The organism is Flavobacterium sp. ZB4R12 (assembly GCF_048276375.1).
Taxonomy (GTDB): Bacteria; Bacteroidota; Bacteroidia; order Flavobacteriales; family Flavobacteriaceae; genus Flavobacterium; species Flavobacterium gawalongense.
The window spans coordinates 1-21,942 of sequence record NZ_JBLNKS010000006.1; the positions used below are offsets into that span (position 1 = coordinate 1).

Consider the following 21,942-nt stretch of genomic DNA (forward strand, 5'->3'; position numbering starts at 1 on the left):
CTTCTCGATACTTTTTTGGCTTAACACTAACCTCTTTCAAAACAAATCCTTTCAAGCCAAAAACACTCGAAGAGACGATTGTTATCATAATCGCATAAAGTCATCAAATCCATAGCCGTCAGTTCGAGTGATTTTTAAAGCGAATAAAATCTTTATTTTATAAAAAATCCCAACCGCTTTAAAAATTGTATCGAGAACCGTTGTGCATCCAAAACTTCTCGATACTTTTTTGGCTTAACACTAACCTCTTTCAAAACAAATCCTTTCAAGCCAAAAACACTCGAAGAGACGATTGTTATCATAATCGCATAAAGTCATCAAATCCATAGCCTGCCCTGAGTTTTTATCGAAGGGTCAGTTCGAGTGATTTTTAAAAATTGCGATTAGCTATTCTAAAAAATGGTATCGAGAACAATCGAAGAGGCGGATTCTGTAACTTTAAACTTTTGACCTTAGACTTTAGACTTCAAACAAACAGCTAAACTTTCCTTATATTCCGGAACACTAACCCCATACACCCGCTTAATTTTACTTTTATCCAATAAAGAAAAGGCAGGACGCTTTGCAGGTGTTGGATAAGCCGATGAAGGAATACCGTTCACTTCACAAGTATACCCTCCAATTTCTTTAATCGTTAACGCAAATTCATACCAGCTAATTTCCCCTTCATTCGAATAATTATAGATCCCAGGAATCCACTCTGGTGCTGTAACGATAGTCATCATAGCCTGAGCTAAATCGGCTGCATAGGTCGGAGAACCAATCTGATCATTGACCACACTGATACTTTCTCGTTCCTGCAACAATCGTTGCATGGTTTTTACAAAATTGTTTCCAAACCTACTGTAAACCCATGAGGTTCTAATGATAATGGCATCAGGATTTGCTTCTAAACAAGCCAACTCACCCGCTCTTTTACTGGCGCCGTATACATTGATGGGTTGCGTTATAGCCTCCTCGGTCAATGCAACGGATGAGGTACCGTCAAAAACATAATCGGTTGAAATGTGAATTAGTTTTACCGCATTATCTTTGGCATATTGAGCAATAATGGCGACCGCTAAATGATTAATTTTATCCGCAAGATCGTGTTCGGTTTCCGCTTTATCTACAGCAGTATAAGCGCCACAATTTAAAATAATATTAGGATGAATCGCCTCCAACTGGTTCTGTAAAACCTCCAAATTATCCAATGAAACTTGGGTTCTATCCGCAAATATCCATTCAAATTGAGAACAAGTACGGGACAACACTTTCAATTCCGAACCCAATTGTCCGGTAGCTCCTGTTACTAAGATTTTTTTCATTTTTTTTATTTTTCCCCCTCGAAACACTAAATCGCAAGGTTTATTTTAAACTTAAGAAGGAATATTTTTAAGAAGTGTCTCTCTACTTCGCTCGAGATGAACAGTGGAATGGGGATTAGTGAATAAACTACATAAAACTAATAACCGATAACCATCAAAAGACAACTCACAATCAAAAACCTTTGCATTCTTTGCGCCACCTTTGTGAACTTTGCGATTAAATTAAAAATCCCTGACTACAGAAAGTAATAATTAATATGACTGTCCGTAACTAATACCAATCAATTATTCCAGCCACGAATTACACGAATTACCCCGAATTTCTATTTTAATTTTTAAAAAATTGGTGAAAATTAGTGTAATTCGTGGCTAACTTTTTTAAAAATATTTCTCTTTAGTAAATTTAGTCCGCTTAGCGGACAGTCATCATAATTAATACAAAAAGCCAAACAACCATAATGGGATTTTGTTCTGAAAGCCATACTCAATATCGTCTGAGGCGATAAAGGAATTTTCAATACCTTCAATTTGTTTTCTGGATTTATCCTTTCCGCCTATTTCGAAAACATACTTCTCATTTATCAAAAAATCACCCTTGTCAGAATACATGATTTTATGGGTATACCCGAGCTGATTTGCGAAAAATGTTTCTCTTATATTTCCAGTATTAGCAGCACTCGAAGTTAAAGCATACATCAAATTTGAGTTTTCCAAATACACTTTAAGCGGTTTCTGTAGTTTACTAATACCACCCGACTCTTTAAACAAGTTGATAGTAAGACCAATTTCAGCCAAATAATGAAAATACAAAAGCAAAGTACTCCTAGCAATTCCAATTTTTTCACTCAATTTACTCACATTAGGGATAAAAGGTACCGATTCGGAAATAATAAGCAACAATTGCTTTATTTTATGAACATAAGCCAAATCCAAACCTCGCAACAAAGGCAACTCAATTTCAAGCATCATATTAATAACCTCTTCCAAACGAGGCACGTACAAATCTAATTCTTCTTTATAAAAAGGGTAGTACCCCTGCTTGAGATAAGTATCAAAATATTGCAATGGTTTTACCTTGGCATTAATCAAAGTCGATTCTTTTGAGTGATTACTCAAAATAGACCCTAAAGTCAATTTATCAAAATGTTGTCCAGTTTCAATACTAAGATATTCACGAAACGAAAGCCCTTGCATGGTATAAGTAATAGCCCTGCGACTCAAATCAGCTCTAGCGTTCAATATTTGCAACAAAGAAGACCCTGTAAACACGACTTTTAGCATCGGGTAATCATCATAGATATTTTTCAACTCCTGCGACCAGTTGTCATATCTATGTACCTCATCTAAGAAAAGATACTCACCCCCTTTTTTTACAAAATCATCCGCTAAATCGACCAGTGTGTTATTGCTAAACCAAATTGAATCCAAAGACACATACAATGTCTTATCTAACACCTTCGTCAGATTCATTTTAATATGCTGCAAGAGCATTGTTGTTTTTCCAACACCTCTTGCCCCTTTAACCCCTATTAATCTTGCGTTCCAATTAATATCACTCCCCAAACTCCTAACGAAATCCGTTGAAGTAAGACTTAATTTAAAACGAAATTTCTCAACTAACTCTTCCATATTGTTTTGTTTACAATACAAAAATACTTATTTTTGTTCAGCAGACAATACAAAAAAAACTTTATTTTGTTCTATCAACAATACAAAATAATAAATTATTGTTCAATCTATCTAACAAAGCATGACTATTCAGGTTCGTTTTACCACTAAGAAATCAAATAATATTGCCGCAAAGTCTCAAAGACACAAAGAAAAATAACACTACGCTTTGCGTCTTTGCTCCTTTGCGAGAAAATAATACAAAATAAATTTTGCCTTTGAACTTAATCAGACATCATGATATAGAGTACAAAAACACTTGAAAATTCATTATACACTATACAATATTCGAATTATTTTATACACCCCAATAGACAAACTCTAAAATCTAAATTCTAAATTCTGAAATCTAAAACTCCCAGTCTATTTCATCAAACCCCGGCAATATTAAATCCTTTTCAGAAACAATCACCTCCTCCGGATGCACCCGCCAATCAATAGCCAAAATACGGTCATCATAACGAATGCCTCTTTCGCTCTCCTTATGATACAATTGATCTACTTTATATAGCACCGAGGCAGTTTCGCTTAAAACCGAGAAACCGTGTGCAAAACCATGCGGCACCATCAATTGCTTTTTATTTTCGGCACTTAATCCCACACTTACATGTTGCCCGTAAGTAAGCGAATCTTTACGCAAATCGACGGCCACATCCAGGATTTCCCCTTCCAAGACCCGAACCAATTTCGCCTGGGCAAAAGGATTAATCTGCAAATGCAAGCCACGAATCACCCCTCTTTTAGAAAAAGACTGATTATCCTGTATAAATTGATAATTGATACCATTCTCCAGGAATTTCGCCTGATTGTAGGCCTCAAAAAAATACCCACGTGAATCCTCAAATACGGTGGGGTTGATGATAACTAAATCTTGGATTGCTGTTTTTTCAATGGTCATGTTAATTATATATTATGACTGTCCGCTAAGCGGACTAAATTTACAAAAGAGAAATATTTTTAAAAAAGTTAGCCACGAATTACACTAATTTTCACCAATTTTTTAAAAATTAAAATAGAAATTCGGGGTAATTCGTGTAATTCGTGGCTGGAATAATTGATTGGTATTAGTTACGGACAGTCATATTATTTTTTATGACTGTCCGTAATGCGGACTAAAATCATTTCGAATACAATTTTCGTCGTTTGTACATTTATAAAGCATAAATAGTAGCCCACAGATTGTACAGATTATACCGATTTACACGGATTTTTTTACTCGGTGAATCAAACTGTTTATTTAAATCTGTGCAAAATCCGTTCAATCCGTGTTATCTGTGTGTCCTATTTTATCCTTTGGAACATATTGCGGACTGTCATATTATTTTTTTAGCCACTAATTTTCACAAATTTCACGAATTAGTGTTTAATTTTTCTTTTAAGGATAAAAATTCGTGACAAATTCGTGAAATTTGTGGCTAAATTTTTCTTTAGTATTATTTACGGATAGTCATATTATATCTTTTCAAGATTTATAATTTATTCAATTCGAAAATGAATATTAAATAGCTATTCCCAAGCTGTATCTTTTATCTCATCGTACACTTTTTGGATTCCTTCAGCCAAAGAAATTTTAGCCTTCCATCCCAAACCATTTAATTTACTCACATCCATCAATTTACGAGGAGTTCCGTCTGGTTTAGAAGTATCTGTTACGATATCCCCTTCAAAACCCACCACTTCTTTAACTAATCGAGCCAAATCCAAAATAGAAATATCTTCTCCGATTCCAATATTAACCAATCCCGCTTCATTATAATTTTCCATCAGGAACAAACAGGCTTCGGCCAAATCATCGGCATGTAGAAATTCTCTTTTCGGACTACCAGTCCCCCAAATGGTTACGGATGCATCCCCATTACGCTTGGCCATGATAAACTTTCGCAACATCGCCGGCAACACATGAGAAGTAGTAAGATCATAATTATCATTGGGTCCATATAGATTCGTAGGCATTACGGAGATAAAATTACAACCATATTGATCTCTATACCCATCGCACATTTTAATTCCGGCTATTTTGGCTATCGCATAAGGTTCGTTGGTTGGTTCCAAAAGCCCCGTCAACAAATAATCTTCCTTTAAAGGCTGTGGAGCCATTTTGGGATAAATACAGGAAGAACCAAGGAACATCAATTTCTTAACGTTATTGACATAGGCTTGATGGATCACATTATTCTGAATCATCAAATTCTCATAAATAAAATCCGCTCTATAAGTATTGTTAGCTATAATTCCCCCAACCTTAGCAGCTGCCAAAAACACGTAATCCGGTTTTTCCTTAGTAAAAAAATCAGTCACTACCTGTTGATTCCGTAAATCCAATTCAGCAGAAGTACGCAACAGAAAATTGGTATATCCCTCAGCCTGCAAAGCTCTCAAAATAGCAGACCCCACCATACCCCGATGACCCGCTATATATATTTTATCTTGTTTGTTCATGTCTGTTGAACTATATCTTTAAAATTTCTATTTTTTATTTTTATCTTGCAAAACCTCTTTTGCATTCAATCCTGTTACAACTTTTTTACCTGTTCTAGCTTCCAATTCTTGGAGAGCCACTTTGGCAACATTACCTCCTTGTTGAGCGACTTTTTTACTTTCCTCAAACGTTTCTGGATTTACGGCTTGCGAAATATCTTTAGTAGAAGCCTCCGCAAGCATATTCAAAATCAATTCCGTATTAGTTCACCCCGTTTGATAATTCTTTAATCGCTCTTTTATGTATCTTTTGCCCCATGATGTTTTTAGATATTTTTCTCTATGTGTTGCATCTTGCTGATTTAGACATCCTTCAAAATAAACCAATTTTAGCGGCATTCTATTTTTTGTAGAATTCACCTTACCCGAATTATGCTGACGAAGCCTCTCTTCTAAATCACTTGTATAACCCGTATAAAACATCCCGTCTTTCTCCGATTGTAAAATATAAATATAAAAGTACATCTTTAACATTTTAAGTCCACAAATATCTAACGGGGTCAATATTATCTCTCAGGTTTTCTTTTTTCAATCCCTTCAAAATTTTATACTCTTTAGTAGTTTTATCTGACCATGCCTTGGAAATGATATCGGTCAGTGTGGCAAATTGCATTCCTTCTTTTAATCCTCTGCTTTTCCACTCATCAGTCAGTTCTTTGCGTATTTCAATACTTTTCAGCCGCTGATTAATCCAATTTTCAGAATACCCTAATTGCAAATATTGCTCTAACGCACGGTCGATAGTTAATTCTGGATCTTGCATCTCGTCCAAGCGTTCCGAAGCTATTTGTGCCAGCCAAAGTTTGAACGGTTCCGCCTTTGGCGAAGGTATGGATTGTATCAGCCTAAAAAGTTGTTCGGTATCCGCAACATCTGTTTTATAATATTTCCCATCCGAAGATTTCATTTTCAGTTGTACGATAGTATCGTACAACTGACTTCCCTCTTTAGAAAGTTTCTTTTTTAAATCCGACCAATACCTTTTGGGAATAGAACTACCAGTCAAAACCTCAATAGCATCCACAATTGAGAAATACCATTTTTCTTGTTCTGCATCCCAAAGAGTCCTTACTTTTTTGTCTTCAAACAACTGCAATGCTTGGCATTTTGTCATAACCGAAAATTTAAAATTTTACATTTACAAAGTATGATGGTCAAATATATTGGTTTACTATTATGATTCTACTATGATTAGTATGAATTTCTTTACGCCCCCGATTACTGATAGTTATCGATACAAACTTTCGAAGCAATGACAAGCCAAACTTGAAAACTGTGACTGATCACTCGAAAACTGATCACTGAACACTTTCTCCTATTTACTCAAACTGATTCTTAATAAAATAACCCGCTTCTTTTAACATTTTTTCTTTTTGGAAATGCTCCACATCCGAGGCCATCATTTCTTTGACTAACATAGGCAAATCATATTTAGGTTTCCAGCCTAATTTGGTATTCGATTTCGTTGGATCACCAATTAACAAATCTACTTCGGTTGGGCGGAAATAGGCAGCATCAACGGCCACCACTTCTTTTCCTATTTCAATTTGATAATCAGGATTGGAACAAGAAACCACATATCCTTTTTCATCCACTCCTTCTCCTTTAAATTCGATAGCAATACCAACCTCAGAAAATGACATCCGCACAAAATCACGAACGGTAGTAGTAACACCGGTAGCAATAACATAATCTTCCGGCTCCTCTTGTTGCAAAATCAACCACATCGCTTCAACATAATCTTTGGCATGTCCCCAGTCACGGCGTGCATCCAGGTTTCCTAGAAACAAATTATCTTGTAATCCTAATGCCATTTTAGATACCGCTCTAGTAATTTTTCGAGTTACAAAAGTTTCTCCTCGCAACGGACTTTCATGATTGAACAAGATTCCATTACAAGCAAACATACCATAAGCTTCCCTATAATTTACCGTGATCCAATACGCATACATTTTGGCAACAGCATAAGGCGAACGAGGGTAAAAAGGAGTAGTTTCTGATTGTGGAACCGCTTGAACCAAACCGTACAACTCTGATGTGGAAGCCTGATAAATCTTTGTTTTCTTAGTTAAATTCAAAATACGCATCGCTTCCAACAAACGTAATGTACCAATACCATCCGCATTAGCGGTATATTCCGGGGTATCAAAACTTACTTTTACATGGCTCATGGCTCCCAAATTATAAATCTCATCCGGTTGAACTTCTTGAATGATACGAATTAAGTTCGTAGAATCACTCAAATCACCGTAATGCAATTTAAAACGTACATTTTTTTCATGCGGATCTTGGTACAAATGATCAATACGATCTGTATTAAACAAAGAACTACGACGTTTGATGCCATGTACTTCATATCCTTTTTTCAATAATAAATCAGCTAGATAGGCACCATCTTGTCCTGTAATTCCTGTTATAAGGGCTATTTTCATTTTTATGATTTTAATATATGTGTTTTATTATGTCTATTTTAATTCGTACAACAAGTAAAATTTATTTCTGTATTTGAAAAGAATGAATTGTTTTTAGTAAACCTTCTCTCGCTGATATGGGAAGTTGTTTTTTTAATTCCTTTTTAATTTTATCATTACTCACCACATAATTCTCTGTTAATTTCTGTAATCGTTCTGAATTTAGAGGCAAATACAAATAATCTCCCAATTTAGCTATTGATTTAACAAAAGAAGACTTAATATTCCAAATGCTACTTTTTTTATCTAAACTCGTTCCAAGTAATTGAATCAATTCATTGGTTGATAACGACTCATCATCTGCAACATGATAAACTCCAGACGGTATCGTTTTGTTATCTAATAACTCTTTAATGAGAAAACAAAGGTTTTCTATACTCAAAAAAGAACGCTGATTATGGAAAGCTCCCAAGGGCCATGGCACTCCTTTGACAACTAACTGATACAATAAATTCAAATTTCCTTTATTTCCAGGACCATGAATCATACAAGGTCTTAGGATATAAACTCTTTTTCCTTGTGGTAATTCCTGAGATAAAATATACTGTTCTGCTTGCTGTTTGGCTATCCCATAATGAGTTTTAGGATTAGGGACAACATCTTCCGTTAGTATTTCACCCACAGTATCTGCAACAGCTTTCACGGTACTCATAAATATAAAAACAGAAGCTTTAGATATTAAGAAAGAATCAAACAATTGTTTCGTCAATTCAAAATTAGCTTCGTAATAATCTGTTGGATGATTTACCTTTTTCAAATCGTGCGCTTTGCCTGCCAAATGAATTATCGCATCTGCTTTAAAATCAAACTGCTGGTTGGAAATATAACGCACACTCATAGCGTTCCAATCATATGAGTCTTTTAAATACTCGTGAAGATTAGTTCCTACAAAACCAGAAGCACCAGTAATTATAATTTTATTTCGCATTAATTTTTATATAAACTTAAATATGCTTCTGACATTTTCTCTCTGGCAAACAATTTCACACGTTCTAAAGAATTTGAAGAAAAATGTTCATATAATGGTTTATCGCTAATTATTTTTTCTATCGCCAATTTTAAACCTGCTGTATTTTTGGGTTCAACTGTAATTCCAGAATAATTATTTAAAGAAACGAAAGGAACTCCTGAATCTAAATTTGTATTAATAACTGGTAACCCATTTGCCATTGCTTCCAATTGTACTACGCCGAAAGCTTCCGCTTCATTAATAGATGGTAAAATAAACAAATCAGAAGAACTATAGATTTCGGTTAATTTTTCGTCGCTTGCGTTCGTAATAAAACAAACTTTATCCTTTATATTTAATACATTTACTAATTCTTCTAAATTAGACTGTTCTTCTCCATTGCCAACAATTGTCAATTTTACATCTAGAGTCTCGATTGCCTTTATTAAATACTCAACCCCTTTATATTTTCTTAATTTACCTACAAAAAGCAATTGAAAACATCTATTTTCAGGATATTTTTTACTTTCATATAAGGAATATTTTGAATCAAAACTTAATGGAATAACTTTAACTTTATGCTGATATTTTTTTAAGATATCTGACGCTTCTAAAAGTTGGGGTGATGTTACAATAATTGCATCAGCTCTTTCTAATAATTTTTCAATCATTGGATTGTAAATATGTTCTATCCAACTCCATCTGGAATTTCTAATATTTGCATGCCATGTAATTATAAATTTTTTATTACCAATTTTTTTCAAATACCTTAATAAAGTGAACTCCATGGTTGGAAAAGGATAATGATGGTGTATAACATCATTATCTTTTATTAATTTCTTTAATGACGGATATCTTAAATTTAAAGGTTGGCTTTTTAGGTAAAAAGGTGTCGCTTCTTTCACAACAACAATCCTGTTAAATAGCTTTGTTTCTTTACTAAAATTTCTTAGATGATTGTTAGAATAAACGGTAAAATTAGATTCATCTGAAATCTCAACTACACCTTCAACTATATTTTTCACAACTGATTCCATCCCACCCTGACATGGATCGTAATATTTAACTATTTGAAGAATTTTCATATATAATTTTTACTCAACTGTTTTTGCTTTCTAATTAAATTAATGATTTCCTAAATATAATTTTTTATAAAAATTAATTAACATGAAACTATTTTTTACCCAAACATTTTTTAGGATAATTCATAGTTTCAATATTTTGACAATATAGAAGCTTAAATTACAAAAAAGAGTTTTCAAAAGTTGAATCTACGGAAATAAATGTGCTTGTTTGTTCATATCTAATTAGTGATGCCAGATAAAAAATGTTTGAATTGAAAGACCCAACACAAACAGGAGCTTTTCTTAACATCTCCAATTCATATAGAAAAAAATAATAAGAATCTATTTTAGTATCTATTTCTAAATCATTGAAATCAGCTTGTAAATACCCCTCTTGATTAGGATTAGCAAATGAGCGTATATCTGCATTAGGGTAAAACACTTCTAATCTTTCTTTTATTAATTTGAAATACGAATAAGTATCCGTCATCACATAAATCTTAACATTCGTTTTATCAATTTTTTTTAATTCATCTAAACAAATATCTAAATAATTATCAACTAGCGCTGGCTTAACACCCTGACTTAAAGACTCTTCAATTTTGTCACCACCCCGTATTTGTATAGATAAGTTTGGTTGAAAATCTTGACACTTAAAATCTTGTTCAAATTTCTTAAAAACATCTTTTATTTCAAAATTATACTTCCAACAAACCTTCATTGAATTTTCAGCATATTTAATATAATTGGAAGAAAAAAAAGAATTTATCTCTGAATCTAGATTAAAATTTTTTATAAAAAAACCTGACTTCATTCCAGTTAAATAACAAAATGAATACAAAACTTTTTCTCTTCTAGTGTACTTCCCAAATAGATTAAATTTTACCAAAGATTTGAAATTTTCTACAGGAATAGTTATAATTATATTTGTTCTTTGAATAAAATCAGGAAGCTCAATTACAGAAAAAAGATTAAATTCTTTCCCAATCGAATTATTTCTATCTTGTAGAATAAGGTTATAATTATTTTGGTGGCAAAACATCGCCGACTTCAAATAATTAACAATATTACTTCCAAAGCCCCATTCCCTCGTGCAAAAATATTTATTCTTTACGGACATGTTTTTATTATATTAGTTTTTTGATTTACTATTTAAAACATCAATATATAGGGATTCTGTCTTTCTGCACATGGATTCAGATGAAAACGATATCCTATGAAAATTTTTTGTATTCTCCGAAAAATTTAAATAATTCACATCCTCAAATACGGATAGTAAATATTTAACTGCTTCGTTAATATCTCCAATAGTATATAAGAATCCCGTTTCGCCTGACTTAACCAAATCTATATTCCCTATAACCTTAGTAGCCACAACTGGCAATCCAACAGCCATTGATTCCAAAATTGCCATTGATAGACCTTCCCATCTGGCTGTAGAAAGATAAACATCCGCAGCAGCAAAATAATTTAAAGGATCCGGAACATTCCCAACAAATAGAACATTACTTATTCCTGTAGTTTTACAAAAAAACTCACAGTGACTCTTTTCTTCTCCTTCTCCTAAAATAACAAAAGTAAACTCAGGTAATTTGTCCGCTATTTTACAAAACTCAATAGTGTTTTTTTGAAAATCAAATCTGGAAGCAGTAATAATAACTTTTTCTAAAGTCCAATTCATTTGTTCCCTTTTTTCAGCTCTCCATTCAGATTTTTGATCAGCTAAAATAACCTTCGTGCCATTATTTATAATATGACCAGGTATATTAGACCAAATTTTTAATTGCTGTGCATATTCAAACTCCGTTTTCGACACATAAACAATAGCATTAATTAAAAAACTAAACAATCGTTCAAATTGAATGTAAATTTTATTTATTAAACCTATTTCAATTTTTTGATTTATTCCGTGTGGAGTATGAACAACAGGAATCCGAATAAAGATGCTCAGTAATCTACAATAAAATCCGGCTCCTTTGCCATGCCCATGCAATAAATCAATCTTATTAGTTTTAATATAATTATAAGCCGAAATAAGATAACTGATACTAAATTTACGATGTGGCAATAGAACAACCCTATTAGATGTTATTTTAAGAAATTTTCCATAATAAGATCCTCTTTCGGGACAAGCAATATGTGATTCAAATTCCAAAGGCATTCCTGACATTAATTGAAAGATATGTTCAGGCCCCCCTCCAATTTCACTAGATATTGTTAAGTGCAGTATTTTTTTCAATGGATAATTTATTTTGTTTTTTTATAGCGAAAGAAATAATGAGAACCATTAATGGATAAGCAAACATAGAAAAATAATTACTCCCACCAATGGCATTACCAAGTAATATAACAATACTGATTGAATAAATTTTATATTTATAATCATAATAGATCGACTTAATTAATATCCAAATAGATCCTAATAATAATATTAATCCTCCTTGCATAAATGAATTCACAATAAAACTTTCATAAAACCCTTCCCCTGTTGCAGCTGATAAAGAGGCCGAGCTTAATCCAAAACCTAAAAAAAAAGATTCAGGATTCTCCAACATAATTTGCACCGAATTAGAATACAGAATCAACCTTTTACCAGCTGAGCCATCTAATTCCCCTTCATTAGCAGTGAATGATTTCAAAAAAACTATATAACTTAGTAATATTAATAATATTATTGCAAAAATTGCTGATATTTTTTTAACATTAATTTTTTTAGCATAAACAATAACTATAGATAAAATTGATGCTCTTGATGTAGTACCTATTGCACTTAACATAAAAACAATCTTTTTGTAGTTTGAACCCATAACCGAAGGTATACATAAAATCAAAGCCAACATATAGCCAATTGGTACTTGTGATGATGCAGCTCCTTCAGGCTCAAAAGGAGATCTTATCCTATAAGAATCTGAACCATAAAAAAAGTTAATTATATCGAATGGATTTACTAAAATATTTAATATTATCCTTGTTATACTGAGAAAAAAAAATGTTAAATATAGAATAATAACAACTTTTAATATTTTTTGCATTTGGAAATATTCAAAACCTGTGAAACTAAGAGCCGCAACTACAAATAATAATGTTCTACCCCCAATTAAAAAACCTTCAATATCATTCTTTATGAGATAAAAAATACCTAAAAAAAATAAAAAAAAGGCAAAAAATAAATCCGCGAAAAAAATTCGTAAAATTATTCTATTTATTTTATATCGGTAACAAATTAATAACAATGCTGCAATTTCCTGAATCCCTACATTAAATCCTCCTACAGATATTTTAGGAAGTAACCAACCACAAATAAATGATATTGATATAAAATTTTTTACCCCTTCTAAAGAAATACTAAAATGCTCGTTTTTATACATTCGAAAAATAAAGTAAAAAAATATTAAAATTTCAAGATATTAACACAAAAAAATCATGATATTGATTTGAGATTACCCCCAAATTATAGCTATCATATACTTGTTTAGAAAAATCAATTTTGAAATTTTCATTTGAGGAATTTAATTTTAAATCTAATGCTTCAATTAATGTCGCTTCATCATATACAATCGAACCAAATCGTCCATTTTCTAAAACCTCATAAGCAACTTGAAAATTAAAACTTATCACTGGTTTCAAAAGAAACAAAGACTCTATGAGAACTAAACCAAATCCTTCAAATTTAGATGGATGTATCAATAAATTGGATTTTGAAATAAATTTATACGGATTTAAATCATAGCCAATTAATAACACATTTTCATTTAAAGAATATTCGTTTATTTTATATTGCAAATTATTTTTTTCATTTCCATCCCCAATAATAAGAAGCACCAAATTATTTTCAATTAAATAGTTTTTGAGCGATTGAATTAAAAAACCATGGTTTTTTAAAATTTCAAGTCTTCCTATTGTCACAATATATCTTCTTGTAGCTATGAATTCATTTACTTTTAAAGGTAAAGGTTCCTTTGATAATAATCTTATAGAATCAAAATCTATCGGATTATAAATCACATGGCATTTATTACTTCTAATTTTGAATTTATTTATTAAATCATCTTTACTTGTCTCTGAAACACAAACAATTAAATCTGCATAATTATATAAAAATTTAATTAAAAATTCAGTTATCTTAAAACTGTAATGTCTTAATGTTTTTATATAATAACTGGTAATACTATGTTCAACAATAATCAATTTAAATGAAGACAGAATTTTGAGCAATAAACAATGAATATTTGCATGAGTAAGATGTGAAACAACAAGTTCAATTTTATTTTCCTGAATAACTTTCTTAATATTATGAAGGCGAATGAAAATATTCCTTCCTGAATCAACATGTAGAATTGATATTTTACTATCAATTTCCCTTATCCAAGATGAATGAGTTGCATCGGTAATTAAAAAATAGTTATCTTTCTGATTTAATGACAACTGCTTAAGTAAATTAATAATTACCTTTTCGGCTCCGCCAACATTTAATATTGGAATATAAAAAGCAATTCTCATTTTCTTAAACATTTCTTTATAGTTAATAAATTATTTAAAGAGAATCTAATGTGTAATAAATTACAAAACATAAATAAAATTATCCATGAAAAAATATATTTCTTTGTTCGTTTCAAAATCATCCTTAAAAACAATTGACTTCTTCTGAATTTACCAATATTATTCAACTTAATTGCCTGAATCAACATCAATTTGAAATAGCTATATTTAAAACTATCCCAATATAATTCCTTGTTTTTTTTTGCATAATCTTCATAAAGTGAAATACAATCTGAAATTTTATAATTTTCTTTTATCTCAAGAAAAGTACCTTGTTGATTATGTGTCCTATAATTAATTAAACGTTCATTAACAATATATAAATCACCTCTTTGTAATATCTCAAACCACATTCCATAATCCGCAGAAGATTTATATTTGCTATTGAACTTAGAATTATCCTTATAATATTTTGACCTTGTCATGATACTTGGTGTAATCAAAAAAAATGGTCTTTGTGATAATATTTCTGAAAAGACAAGGGTAAAAGGAAGTGATTTCTTTTTTTCGAAGTTTTTTGGTAAAATAAAAGTTGAAAGTACATTATCATTATCATCTATACTATTCCCCATTGTCGACACCATACTAATATTTGAAGCATTTTCTAATACAGTAACTGATTTTTCAACTATTTCAGGTTCATACATGTCATCTGCATGATATAAAGCAACATATTTGCCATTGGCCAATTCTATCAGTCGACTCATATTATTTAGTGCCCCGATATTTTCGGTGTTCTGTTTAATCTTCCAATTCAAACGCCCATTGTAAGCCTGTAATAATTGAAAAGTATTATCTGTAGAAAAATTATCAGAAATGATTACTTCAATATTTTTATAGGTCTGGTTAATAACGGTAGAAAGCATTTTGTCGATATACTTTTCACTATTATAGGTTGGTATACAAATTGAAACTAATGGTAATTCATTCATCATGTTAATTAAATTATTGCATCTTAAATAATTGGAATATGTCTTTAAACAATTTTTTATTCAATAAGAATTGAAATAAAAGAAATAATGATATATATATAAATACAATTAATATCTTCCAAAATAATCTATATTCATTAGCGTTTAATAAATATAAACTAAGAAGCATTATCACATAAAAAAAAAGACTAATAATAAATTTATTTAAAGGAAAAGAAAGCTCAAGTTTTTTATTTTTATTTATTAAAAAAGGTAAAAAAACTAAAGGTCCCGATATCGAACCAATCAATGTCCCAAGAGCCACGCCTTCTGCTCCTAGAATTTGCACAAAAAAAACAGACAATAACAGATTGACAATAGCCTCTATAACTGTCACATACACTAGCCCTTTGACCAAATTTAAACTTGTAAGCAAGTTAAACATGACACCAACATAAGCTAAAACTAGCCCATAAGCTCCTAAAACAAAATACAAATGAGAGCCTGCATAGAGTTTGTAATCTCCCAACCACAAAAAAATAATATCCCTCGCAAATAACCAACCTACTAACCAAACACAAATAGCAATAAATGGAATGACAATAATATTAAAATTAAAAAAGTTTTGTAATTTACCCCAATCCTTCTGACCGAAAAATTTTCCATAATAAGGTATAAACACTCCATAAATCAGACCAAAAGTCATATACGCAAAAGAAAACAATCTAAAAGCAGTTGAATAAATTGCTACTTCTTGAAATCCCAAAAACTTTGAAATAATAATATTATCAGTATTCCAAACAATTATAGCTCCCATTCCAGAAGCAAACAGTGCAAGTCCAGGTCTATAAATCGCTCTAGCCTCTATTGGTTTTGGTGATTTTTGGCAATTCTTGATTCCTAAAATTTTTAAGGCATTTAAAAAACTAACACTATTAAGGATTAATAAAAGAATTCCAGATAAAACAGCAAGAAATATTAGATTTTGCTTAAAATAAACCAATGCCAGAAGTGATAGAAAAGTAATGAAAATTGTAAGAAATTCATAAATTTTTGCTACATATATTTTATTATCAGCAATAAATGCAGCACTTGATATCTGAAAAGGAATCCTCAAAATAAAGAAGACTATAAGTATTAAACTTGAAGTCTTCATTTCATAAGTAAGGCTATTCAACCAAGAAGTTAAATGTAATATTGTAAAAAAAGAAATTAAACTAAATAAAAATAATACAAAACAAATTAATAGTAAAATTTTAAATCCTTTTATTAAAATATCACATTTTTCAATATAATTATCGGATTGGCACATCAAATTAGTTACAGCAGTTGGTATACCAAAGTTTGCCATAGTTAGAAAATTAACAAAGGTTTGCAATACAATCCAAACACCATATCGTTCTACTCCTAAATAATGTAATGCAATAGGTATGTACATTATATTCATAAATACCGATAAAACTATATGTGCATATGATGACCCAATATTTATGAAAACATTTTTAAACTGCATTATTTTCTCTTTAAAGTATTTCTTTGCTCATAAATATATTGACATAACCAACGAGGAGATACTAAAGCAGGAAAATCAATTATCCAAAATGAAGGGAAAGATCTATAACAGGAAATAAAATCAAAAATTAAATTTAAATTAACTTTAAGACCTTTAGCTTTAGCTTTTATAATCTCTTTTGGATAACTACTCTTGATTATCAATTTAGCCTCTTTTTGAACTTTTTTAGAATAATTAAGTTGATTCATATTTCTAAACAATTTAATCAAATTAAGCATAACAACTAAACTACTCCCTTTTGAATCCCAACTTTTATTCAGACTTGCAGAGCGCGGGTTTTCATCTATTAATTTATTTTTAATTACTATGGATTCGAAACTATTTACAATATTCATTATAACCCCAAAATGTATCCATCCTGAATCAAAAAAAGAAGACGGATTACTATTTAGCCAAGTTTCGCGTTTTATAATATTTGAAGAAACTCCTCCTGACTGAAATTTAGAATCAATCAAAAAATTTTCTCCATTATAGAAATTATATTCATTATTTAATTCTTGATTACCTCCAACATGAATCAATGCTACTTTCGGATTAGTTTCTATTAAATTTATAATTTTATTAATTGCGCTTTCTGACGTTATTATATCATCTGCAGCAATTGTCCATACATATTTTCCGGAAGCCTTTAGAAAGATATTTTGTAAATTTCTATCGTATCCAACATTTTCGATATTTTTTAAATATTTCACAAAAGAAAATCCTTTTACGATTTCTGTAGTTTTATCCGTAGAACAGTTGTCACTAACTATGATTTCAACTCTATCTTCTATCTCTTTTGGAACATGAATTGACTTAATTGTATCTTCAATAAATGCTTCTCCATTATAGACTGGAATACCAATAGTTAATATAATTTTATTCTCTATCATAACTATTATTAACTGTTATTATTTCATCTAGAATACCCTTAAGAAGGGTATTTGAAAAATTATTATTACTAAACTGATTATCAATTTTACTGTCTATAAATTTTTGAATATTTGTTAAATATTTTTGATAATCTTGTTCTGACATTGACTTTATATATAAATAGACATCCTCAAAAGAATCAAAATCTCTTCTATCAATAAAACAATCATTCGGAATATATTTATCTATATTATCCGCACCTAAATAGATAGGTACACACCCTGCAAAAAAAGAATCAAATATTTTCTCTGTTATATATCCTGGTATATCTTTTACATTTTCATAACATAATGAGAATGAATATTTCTTCAATACAGCATTTTTCCTTAGAACACTCCCTTTATATGTCCTATATTGTTTGTTAAATATCTTAAGAGGTATTTTTAATTTATTTACCACTCTTTCAAGCAAAGAATTTCCAAGTACAAAAAAATCCCATCCTAAACCATAAAAGTCAAATTCTTCAGGGTGATTTTTTTCCATATAGTTAATTACATTTTTTCTTGAGCTATAAAGTTCATTTGAAAAATTAGAATTTTTATTCCCCGATATTAAAGTCATTAATTTTTTACTCTCTTTAAGGGAAAAAGGAATATTTATTGGGAAATTGAAAGAATAATTAATTTTAATATATTTATTGTCGTTCGTCCCTAACAATTCGTCACTCCATGTAAATACTTTTTTAAATTTACTATGATTAGAAATCATATAATTTTCAGGCATAATAATAGGGCTTTCCAAAGTAATTAAAAACAAGGGTTTACCTGATTTAACTGATTCTATATAGAACGGATCAGATTGCTTAGGCAACTCAACAAATACTATAGCATCTATTTCATTGAATTGAATATTAAATGAAGTACAAACAAAGATTTCTTTTTCTTTTGCCTTTTCTGCAATACTTAAAAAAGGAGATAATAAATCATCTCCTATTTCAGCATTTGATTTTTTAAACAATAAATTATCATCATTATATTTATCATAATAACTATGGAAAACTATTTTCATACTAAGCGTTTAAATATCCCCTAATCACATTGGCAATATAATCATAATGCGTTTCATTCAATCCTGGCCATACGCCCAACCAAAATGATTGGTTCATAATGATATCAGTATTAGTCAAATCACCCACTACTCGATGTTCGATATTCGCATAAGCGGGTTGTCTCAATAAGTTACCTCCAAACAACAAACGTGTTCCGATTTTATTTTTCTCCAAATGTTGTACCAACATGTGACGGTCGGCAGCATCGCCTTCTCTCAACGTCAACAAGAATCCAAACCATGACGGATCAGAATTTGGTGTTGGTTCCGGCAAGATAAATACATCTTCAAATTCTTTCATACGTTCGTATAAAGCAGCGTAGTTCTCTCTTCGTCTTTGTACAAATCCATCTATCTTTTTGATTTGCGATACTCCAAATGCCGCTTGCATGTCGGTCACTTTTAAGTTAAAACCAATATGAGAATAGGTATATTTATGATCATATCCATAAGGCAATGTTCCTAATTGTTGCCCAAAACGACAGCCACAAGTATTGTCTTTCCCTGGTTCACAATAGCAGTCACGACCCCAGTCACGGAAACTTTCGGCAAGCTTTGATAATACTGGATTATTGATTAAGACCGCTCCTCCTTCACCCATAGTGATGTGGTGAGCAGGATAAAAAGAAAAAGTAGAAATATCTCCAAAAGTCCCTGTTTTTTGTCCTTTGTAAGTCGCTCCAAGTGAATCACAATCGTCTTCCACAACCCAAAGATTGTATTTTTTAGCCACCCGCATCACTTCATCCAAATCAAAAGGATTTCCCAAAGAATGAGCAATCATAATGGCTTTCGTTTTAGGACCAACAGCCGCTTCCAACATATCCGCTTTTACGTTATGAGTTGCAATATCAACATCAATAAAAACAGGAATCGCCCCAAATTGGATAATCGGGTTAATCGTAGTAGGAAAACCTGCCGCAACCGTAATTACCTCATCGCCTGGTTTGATGGCACGTTCTCCTAATTTTGGAGAAGTTAAAGCATAAAAAGCAACCAAGTTCGCTGATGATCCTGAATTCACCAATAAGGCTCTATGAGCTCCAAAATAGTGGGCAAAATCTTCTTCAAATTTATTGGCAAAACGACCTGCTGTTAACCAACCATCTAAGGCGGCATCAACTCCCATTAAAATATCCTCTTCATCTAATACCTTACCTGTAACAGGAATGTAATTTTCTCCAGCAATAATGACTTGTGTCGATTTCTTTTTTGCTATTTCTCTTAAACTATTTAGGAGAGTAGCGTCTGTTAAGTTTTGTAACATCTAAATTTGTTTTTTAATAGTATTTTTAAATAAATTAAGTCGCTTCCATTGCAATTGGTTTTGCAAAAGGTTCCATTTCTGTAATGGGCCTTCCAAAAGCAATTTTAGGATAGGTGTTGGTATGTGGATCTATCATTACCTGCAACAACTGTGGCTTAGTACAATTATCATCGTTCCACAACCACTCTACTGCATTTGTAATTTCATCAGGATTTTCTATAGTCATTGCATCGATACCATAAGCAATGGCAACTTTAGCAAAATCAGGTGCATCATAGCCCCAATAAGTGGATTGGTAACGGGATTCAAAATAACTGTCTTGAAATTGTCTTATCATTCCCAAGGTCTTGTTGTTTAAAACTACAATCTTGACAGGAAGTTTATTCCGTACTATTGTTTGTAATTCCTGAATATTAATTTGCATACATCCGTCTCCAATAAGAACTACAACTGGCTCTTTGTTCAACGCAATACTGGCACCAATTCCTGCTGGCAATGAAAACCCCATTGCTCCCATACCTCCAGAGGTTAAAAAATGCTGATTTTTATTTAATTCTAATGATTGTGCCGCCCACATTTGATGGCTTCCAACATCTGCTAAATAGGCTCTTGCTTTTTTAGATTGACTAGAAAGCGAATGCATAAAAACATTTGGATTAATTCCCTTAGGGGTAAGTTCTTTGGTATCTGGCCAAGTTTGTTTTAAATCATTAATATGATTCATCCAGGAATTAGGCAAATCAAAAGAGACATTTGCAGTACATTCCTGAAATTTAGTAAAGAACACATTAAGATCCGTTACAATTGCTTTGCAGCCCTTAACACGATTATTTATTTCCGCTTTTTCACAGTCGATATGAAAAATCTTTCTGTCTTCAATAAATTTTGTATCGGCACCCGTTTGTCTGATATCTAATCTACTTCCTAAAACGATTAACAAATCACATTCCCCAAAAGCGATATTTGCCCATCTGTTGCCATAACTTCCAATAAAACCAACACGTTGCATATGATTAAAAGGAATAGTATCTAATCCAAGTAGCGTAGTAATAACTGGAACTTTAGTCTGTTCAAGAAACAGGTCAAATTGTTTTTGACATTGACTTGCTTTTATGCCCCTGCCTGCCAACACAAGCGGTCTTTTGGCTTGTTTGATGTCTTGTATTAAATTTTCTAAAACTATTGAATCAATCGCTTCTTCTGTGATTATATCCGTTTGAAAAAACTCCGGTTCTATTTGGATGCGTTGTACATCCATCGGAATATCTATAAGAACGGGACCAGGTCTTCCTTCTAAAGCGATTGCAAAAGCTTTTTCAAAAATGGCTGGAATATCATTGGGTTCGCTAATATGGAAACAAGCTTTCGTAATAGGCATTGCCATGGAAACAATATCAGTTTCTTGGAATCCCAATTGTCGTATTCCCCTGTCTCCTTTTAACTCGTGCCTATTTACTTGTCCTGTAATGAAAATAGCCGGAGTCGAATCAAAATAACAGCTGCCAATTCCTGTCAGCAAGTTCGTGGCACCCGGACCAGATGTCGCTAATGCTATTCCCGGCAGACCAGTTACTCTTGCATATCCTTCTGCAGCGAAAGCAGCTGCTTGTTCGTGATGCATCGTGATAATATTAATATCTGTTTTTTGATTCAATGAATCGAGTATATGTGTTATCATACCTCCCGATAACTCAAAAATACTTTGAATTCCTTTTTTTTTCAAAAATTCAGCTATAAAATCGGATACTTTCATTAG

Annotated in this window: 19 protein-coding genes and 1 pseudogene; all 20 read right to left on the minus strand. The window is 31.6% G+C overall.

Features of this window, described 5'->3' with window-relative positions:
• Nucleotides 1–452: 452 nt before the first annotated feature.
• Nucleotides 453–1,307 (minus strand): dTDP-4-dehydrorhamnose reductase, encoded by an 855-nt coding sequence (gene rfbD, locus ACNO7W_RS05490; RefSeq protein WP_417937336.1) that lies wholly within the window; start codon nucleotides 1,305–1,307, stop codon nucleotides 453–455.
• Between the two features lie 432 nt (nucleotides 1,308–1,739).
• The gene (locus tag ACNO7W_RS05495) at nucleotides 1,740–2,936 is read right to left on the minus strand and encodes an ATP-binding protein (protein ID WP_417937337.1); all 1,197 of its coding nucleotides are present in this window, start codon (nucleotides 2,934–2,936) and stop codon (nucleotides 1,740–1,742) included.
• A 388-nt stretch (nucleotides 2,937–3,324) separates the two neighbouring features.
• Nucleotides 3,325–3,873, minus strand: coding sequence for a dTDP-4-dehydrorhamnose 3,5-epimerase (gene rfbC / locus ACNO7W_RS05500; RefSeq protein ID WP_417937338.1), 549 nt, complete (start codon nucleotides 3,871–3,873; stop codon nucleotides 3,325–3,327).
• Between the two features lie 608 nt (nucleotides 3,874–4,481).
• Complete coding sequence (fcl, locus tag ACNO7W_RS05505; protein ID WP_417937339.1) at nucleotides 4,482–5,414, minus strand: GDP-L-fucose synthase; 933 nt, start codon at nucleotides 5,412–5,414, stop codon at nucleotides 4,482–4,484.
• A gap of 27 nt (nucleotides 5,415–5,441) precedes the next feature.
• Entirely contained in the window at nucleotides 5,442–5,642 is a 201-nt protein-coding gene (locus ACNO7W_RS05510; RefSeq protein WP_417937340.1) for a hypothetical protein, read from the minus strand.
• Between the two features lie 18 nt (nucleotides 5,643–5,660).
• Nucleotides 5,661–5,918, minus strand: coding sequence for a GIY-YIG nuclease family protein (locus ACNO7W_RS05515; protein WP_126767864.1), 258 nt, complete (start codon nucleotides 5,916–5,918; stop codon nucleotides 5,661–5,663).
• A gap of 37 nt (nucleotides 5,919–5,955) precedes the next feature.
• A pseudogene (locus ACNO7W_RS05520) lies at nucleotides 5,956–6,567 on the minus strand (Bro-N domain-containing protein); the annotation flags it as partial.
• Nucleotides 6,568–6,772: 205 nt separating this feature from the next.
• Nucleotides 6,773–7,885 (minus strand): GDP-mannose 4,6-dehydratase, encoded by a 1,113-nt coding sequence (gmd, locus tag ACNO7W_RS05525; protein WP_417937341.1) that lies wholly within the window; start codon nucleotides 7,883–7,885, stop codon nucleotides 6,773–6,775.
• A gap of 61 nt (nucleotides 7,886–7,946) precedes the next feature.
• Complete coding sequence (locus ACNO7W_RS05530; RefSeq protein WP_417937342.1) at nucleotides 7,947–8,852, minus strand: NAD-dependent epimerase/dehydratase family protein; 906 nt, start codon at nucleotides 8,850–8,852, stop codon at nucleotides 7,947–7,949.
• Nucleotides 8,852–9,958, minus strand: a complete 1,107-nt coding sequence (locus ACNO7W_RS05535; RefSeq protein WP_417937343.1) for a glycosyltransferase — start codon at nucleotides 9,956–9,958, stop codon at nucleotides 8,852–8,854. Before ACNO7W_RS05535 ends, ACNO7W_RS05530 begins: the two co-directional genes overlap by 1 nt.
• Nucleotides 9,959–10,115: 157 nt before the next feature.
• Complete coding sequence (locus ACNO7W_RS05540) at nucleotides 10,116–11,057, minus strand: hypothetical protein (protein ID WP_417937344.1); 942 nt, start codon at nucleotides 11,055–11,057, stop codon at nucleotides 10,116–10,118.
• 12 nt (nucleotides 11,058–11,069) lie between these two features.
• Nucleotides 11,070–12,176, minus strand: a complete 1,107-nt coding sequence (locus tag ACNO7W_RS05545) for a glycosyltransferase (protein WP_417937345.1) — start codon at nucleotides 12,174–12,176, stop codon at nucleotides 11,070–11,072.
• The gene (locus ACNO7W_RS05550; RefSeq protein ID WP_417937346.1) at nucleotides 12,145–13,305 is read right to left on the minus strand and encodes a hypothetical protein; all 1,161 of its coding nucleotides are present in this window, start codon (nucleotides 13,303–13,305) and stop codon (nucleotides 12,145–12,147) included. Before ACNO7W_RS05550 ends, ACNO7W_RS05545 begins: the two co-directional genes overlap by 32 nt.
• Before the next feature lie 31 nt (nucleotides 13,306–13,336).
• Nucleotides 13,337–14,449 carry a glycosyltransferase gene (locus ACNO7W_RS05555; protein WP_417937347.1) on the minus strand — a complete coding sequence of 371 codons (1,113 nt, stop codon included), beginning with the start codon at nucleotides 14,447–14,449 and terminating at the stop codon, nucleotides 13,337–13,339.
• On the minus strand, nucleotides 14,434–15,411 hold the full coding sequence (locus ACNO7W_RS05560; RefSeq protein ID WP_417937348.1) for a glycosyltransferase: 978 nt from the start codon (nucleotides 15,409–15,411) through the stop codon (nucleotides 14,434–14,436). Before ACNO7W_RS05560 ends, ACNO7W_RS05555 begins: the two co-directional genes overlap by 16 nt.
• A 10-nt stretch (nucleotides 15,412–15,421) precedes the next feature.
• Nucleotides 15,422–16,900, minus strand: a complete 1,479-nt coding sequence (locus tag ACNO7W_RS05565; protein WP_417937349.1) for a lipopolysaccharide biosynthesis protein — start codon at nucleotides 16,898–16,900, stop codon at nucleotides 15,422–15,424.
• Nucleotides 16,900–17,832, minus strand: coding sequence for a glycosyltransferase family 2 protein (locus ACNO7W_RS05570; protein WP_417937350.1), 933 nt, complete (start codon nucleotides 17,830–17,832; stop codon nucleotides 16,900–16,902). Before ACNO7W_RS05570 ends, ACNO7W_RS05565 begins: the two co-directional genes overlap by 1 nt.
• Entirely contained in the window at nucleotides 17,819–18,880 is a 1,062-nt protein-coding gene (locus tag ACNO7W_RS05575) for a glycosyltransferase family 10 domain-containing protein (RefSeq protein ID WP_417937351.1), read from the minus strand. Before ACNO7W_RS05575 ends, ACNO7W_RS05570 begins: the two co-directional genes overlap by 14 nt.
• Nucleotide 18,881: 1 nt before the next feature.
• Nucleotides 18,882–20,186: a lipopolysaccharide biosynthesis protein RfbH gene (gene rfbH, locus ACNO7W_RS05580; RefSeq protein WP_417937352.1), complete on the minus strand. Its 1,305-nt coding sequence runs from the start codon at nucleotides 20,184–20,186 to the stop codon at nucleotides 18,882–18,884.
• Nucleotides 20,187–20,220: 34 nt separating this feature from the next.
• Nucleotides 20,221–21,939: a thiamine pyrophosphate-binding protein gene (locus tag ACNO7W_RS05585; RefSeq protein WP_417937353.1), complete on the minus strand. Its 1,719-nt coding sequence runs from the start codon at nucleotides 21,937–21,939 to the stop codon at nucleotides 20,221–20,223.
• Between the last annotated feature and the right edge of the window lie 3 nt (nucleotides 21,940–21,942).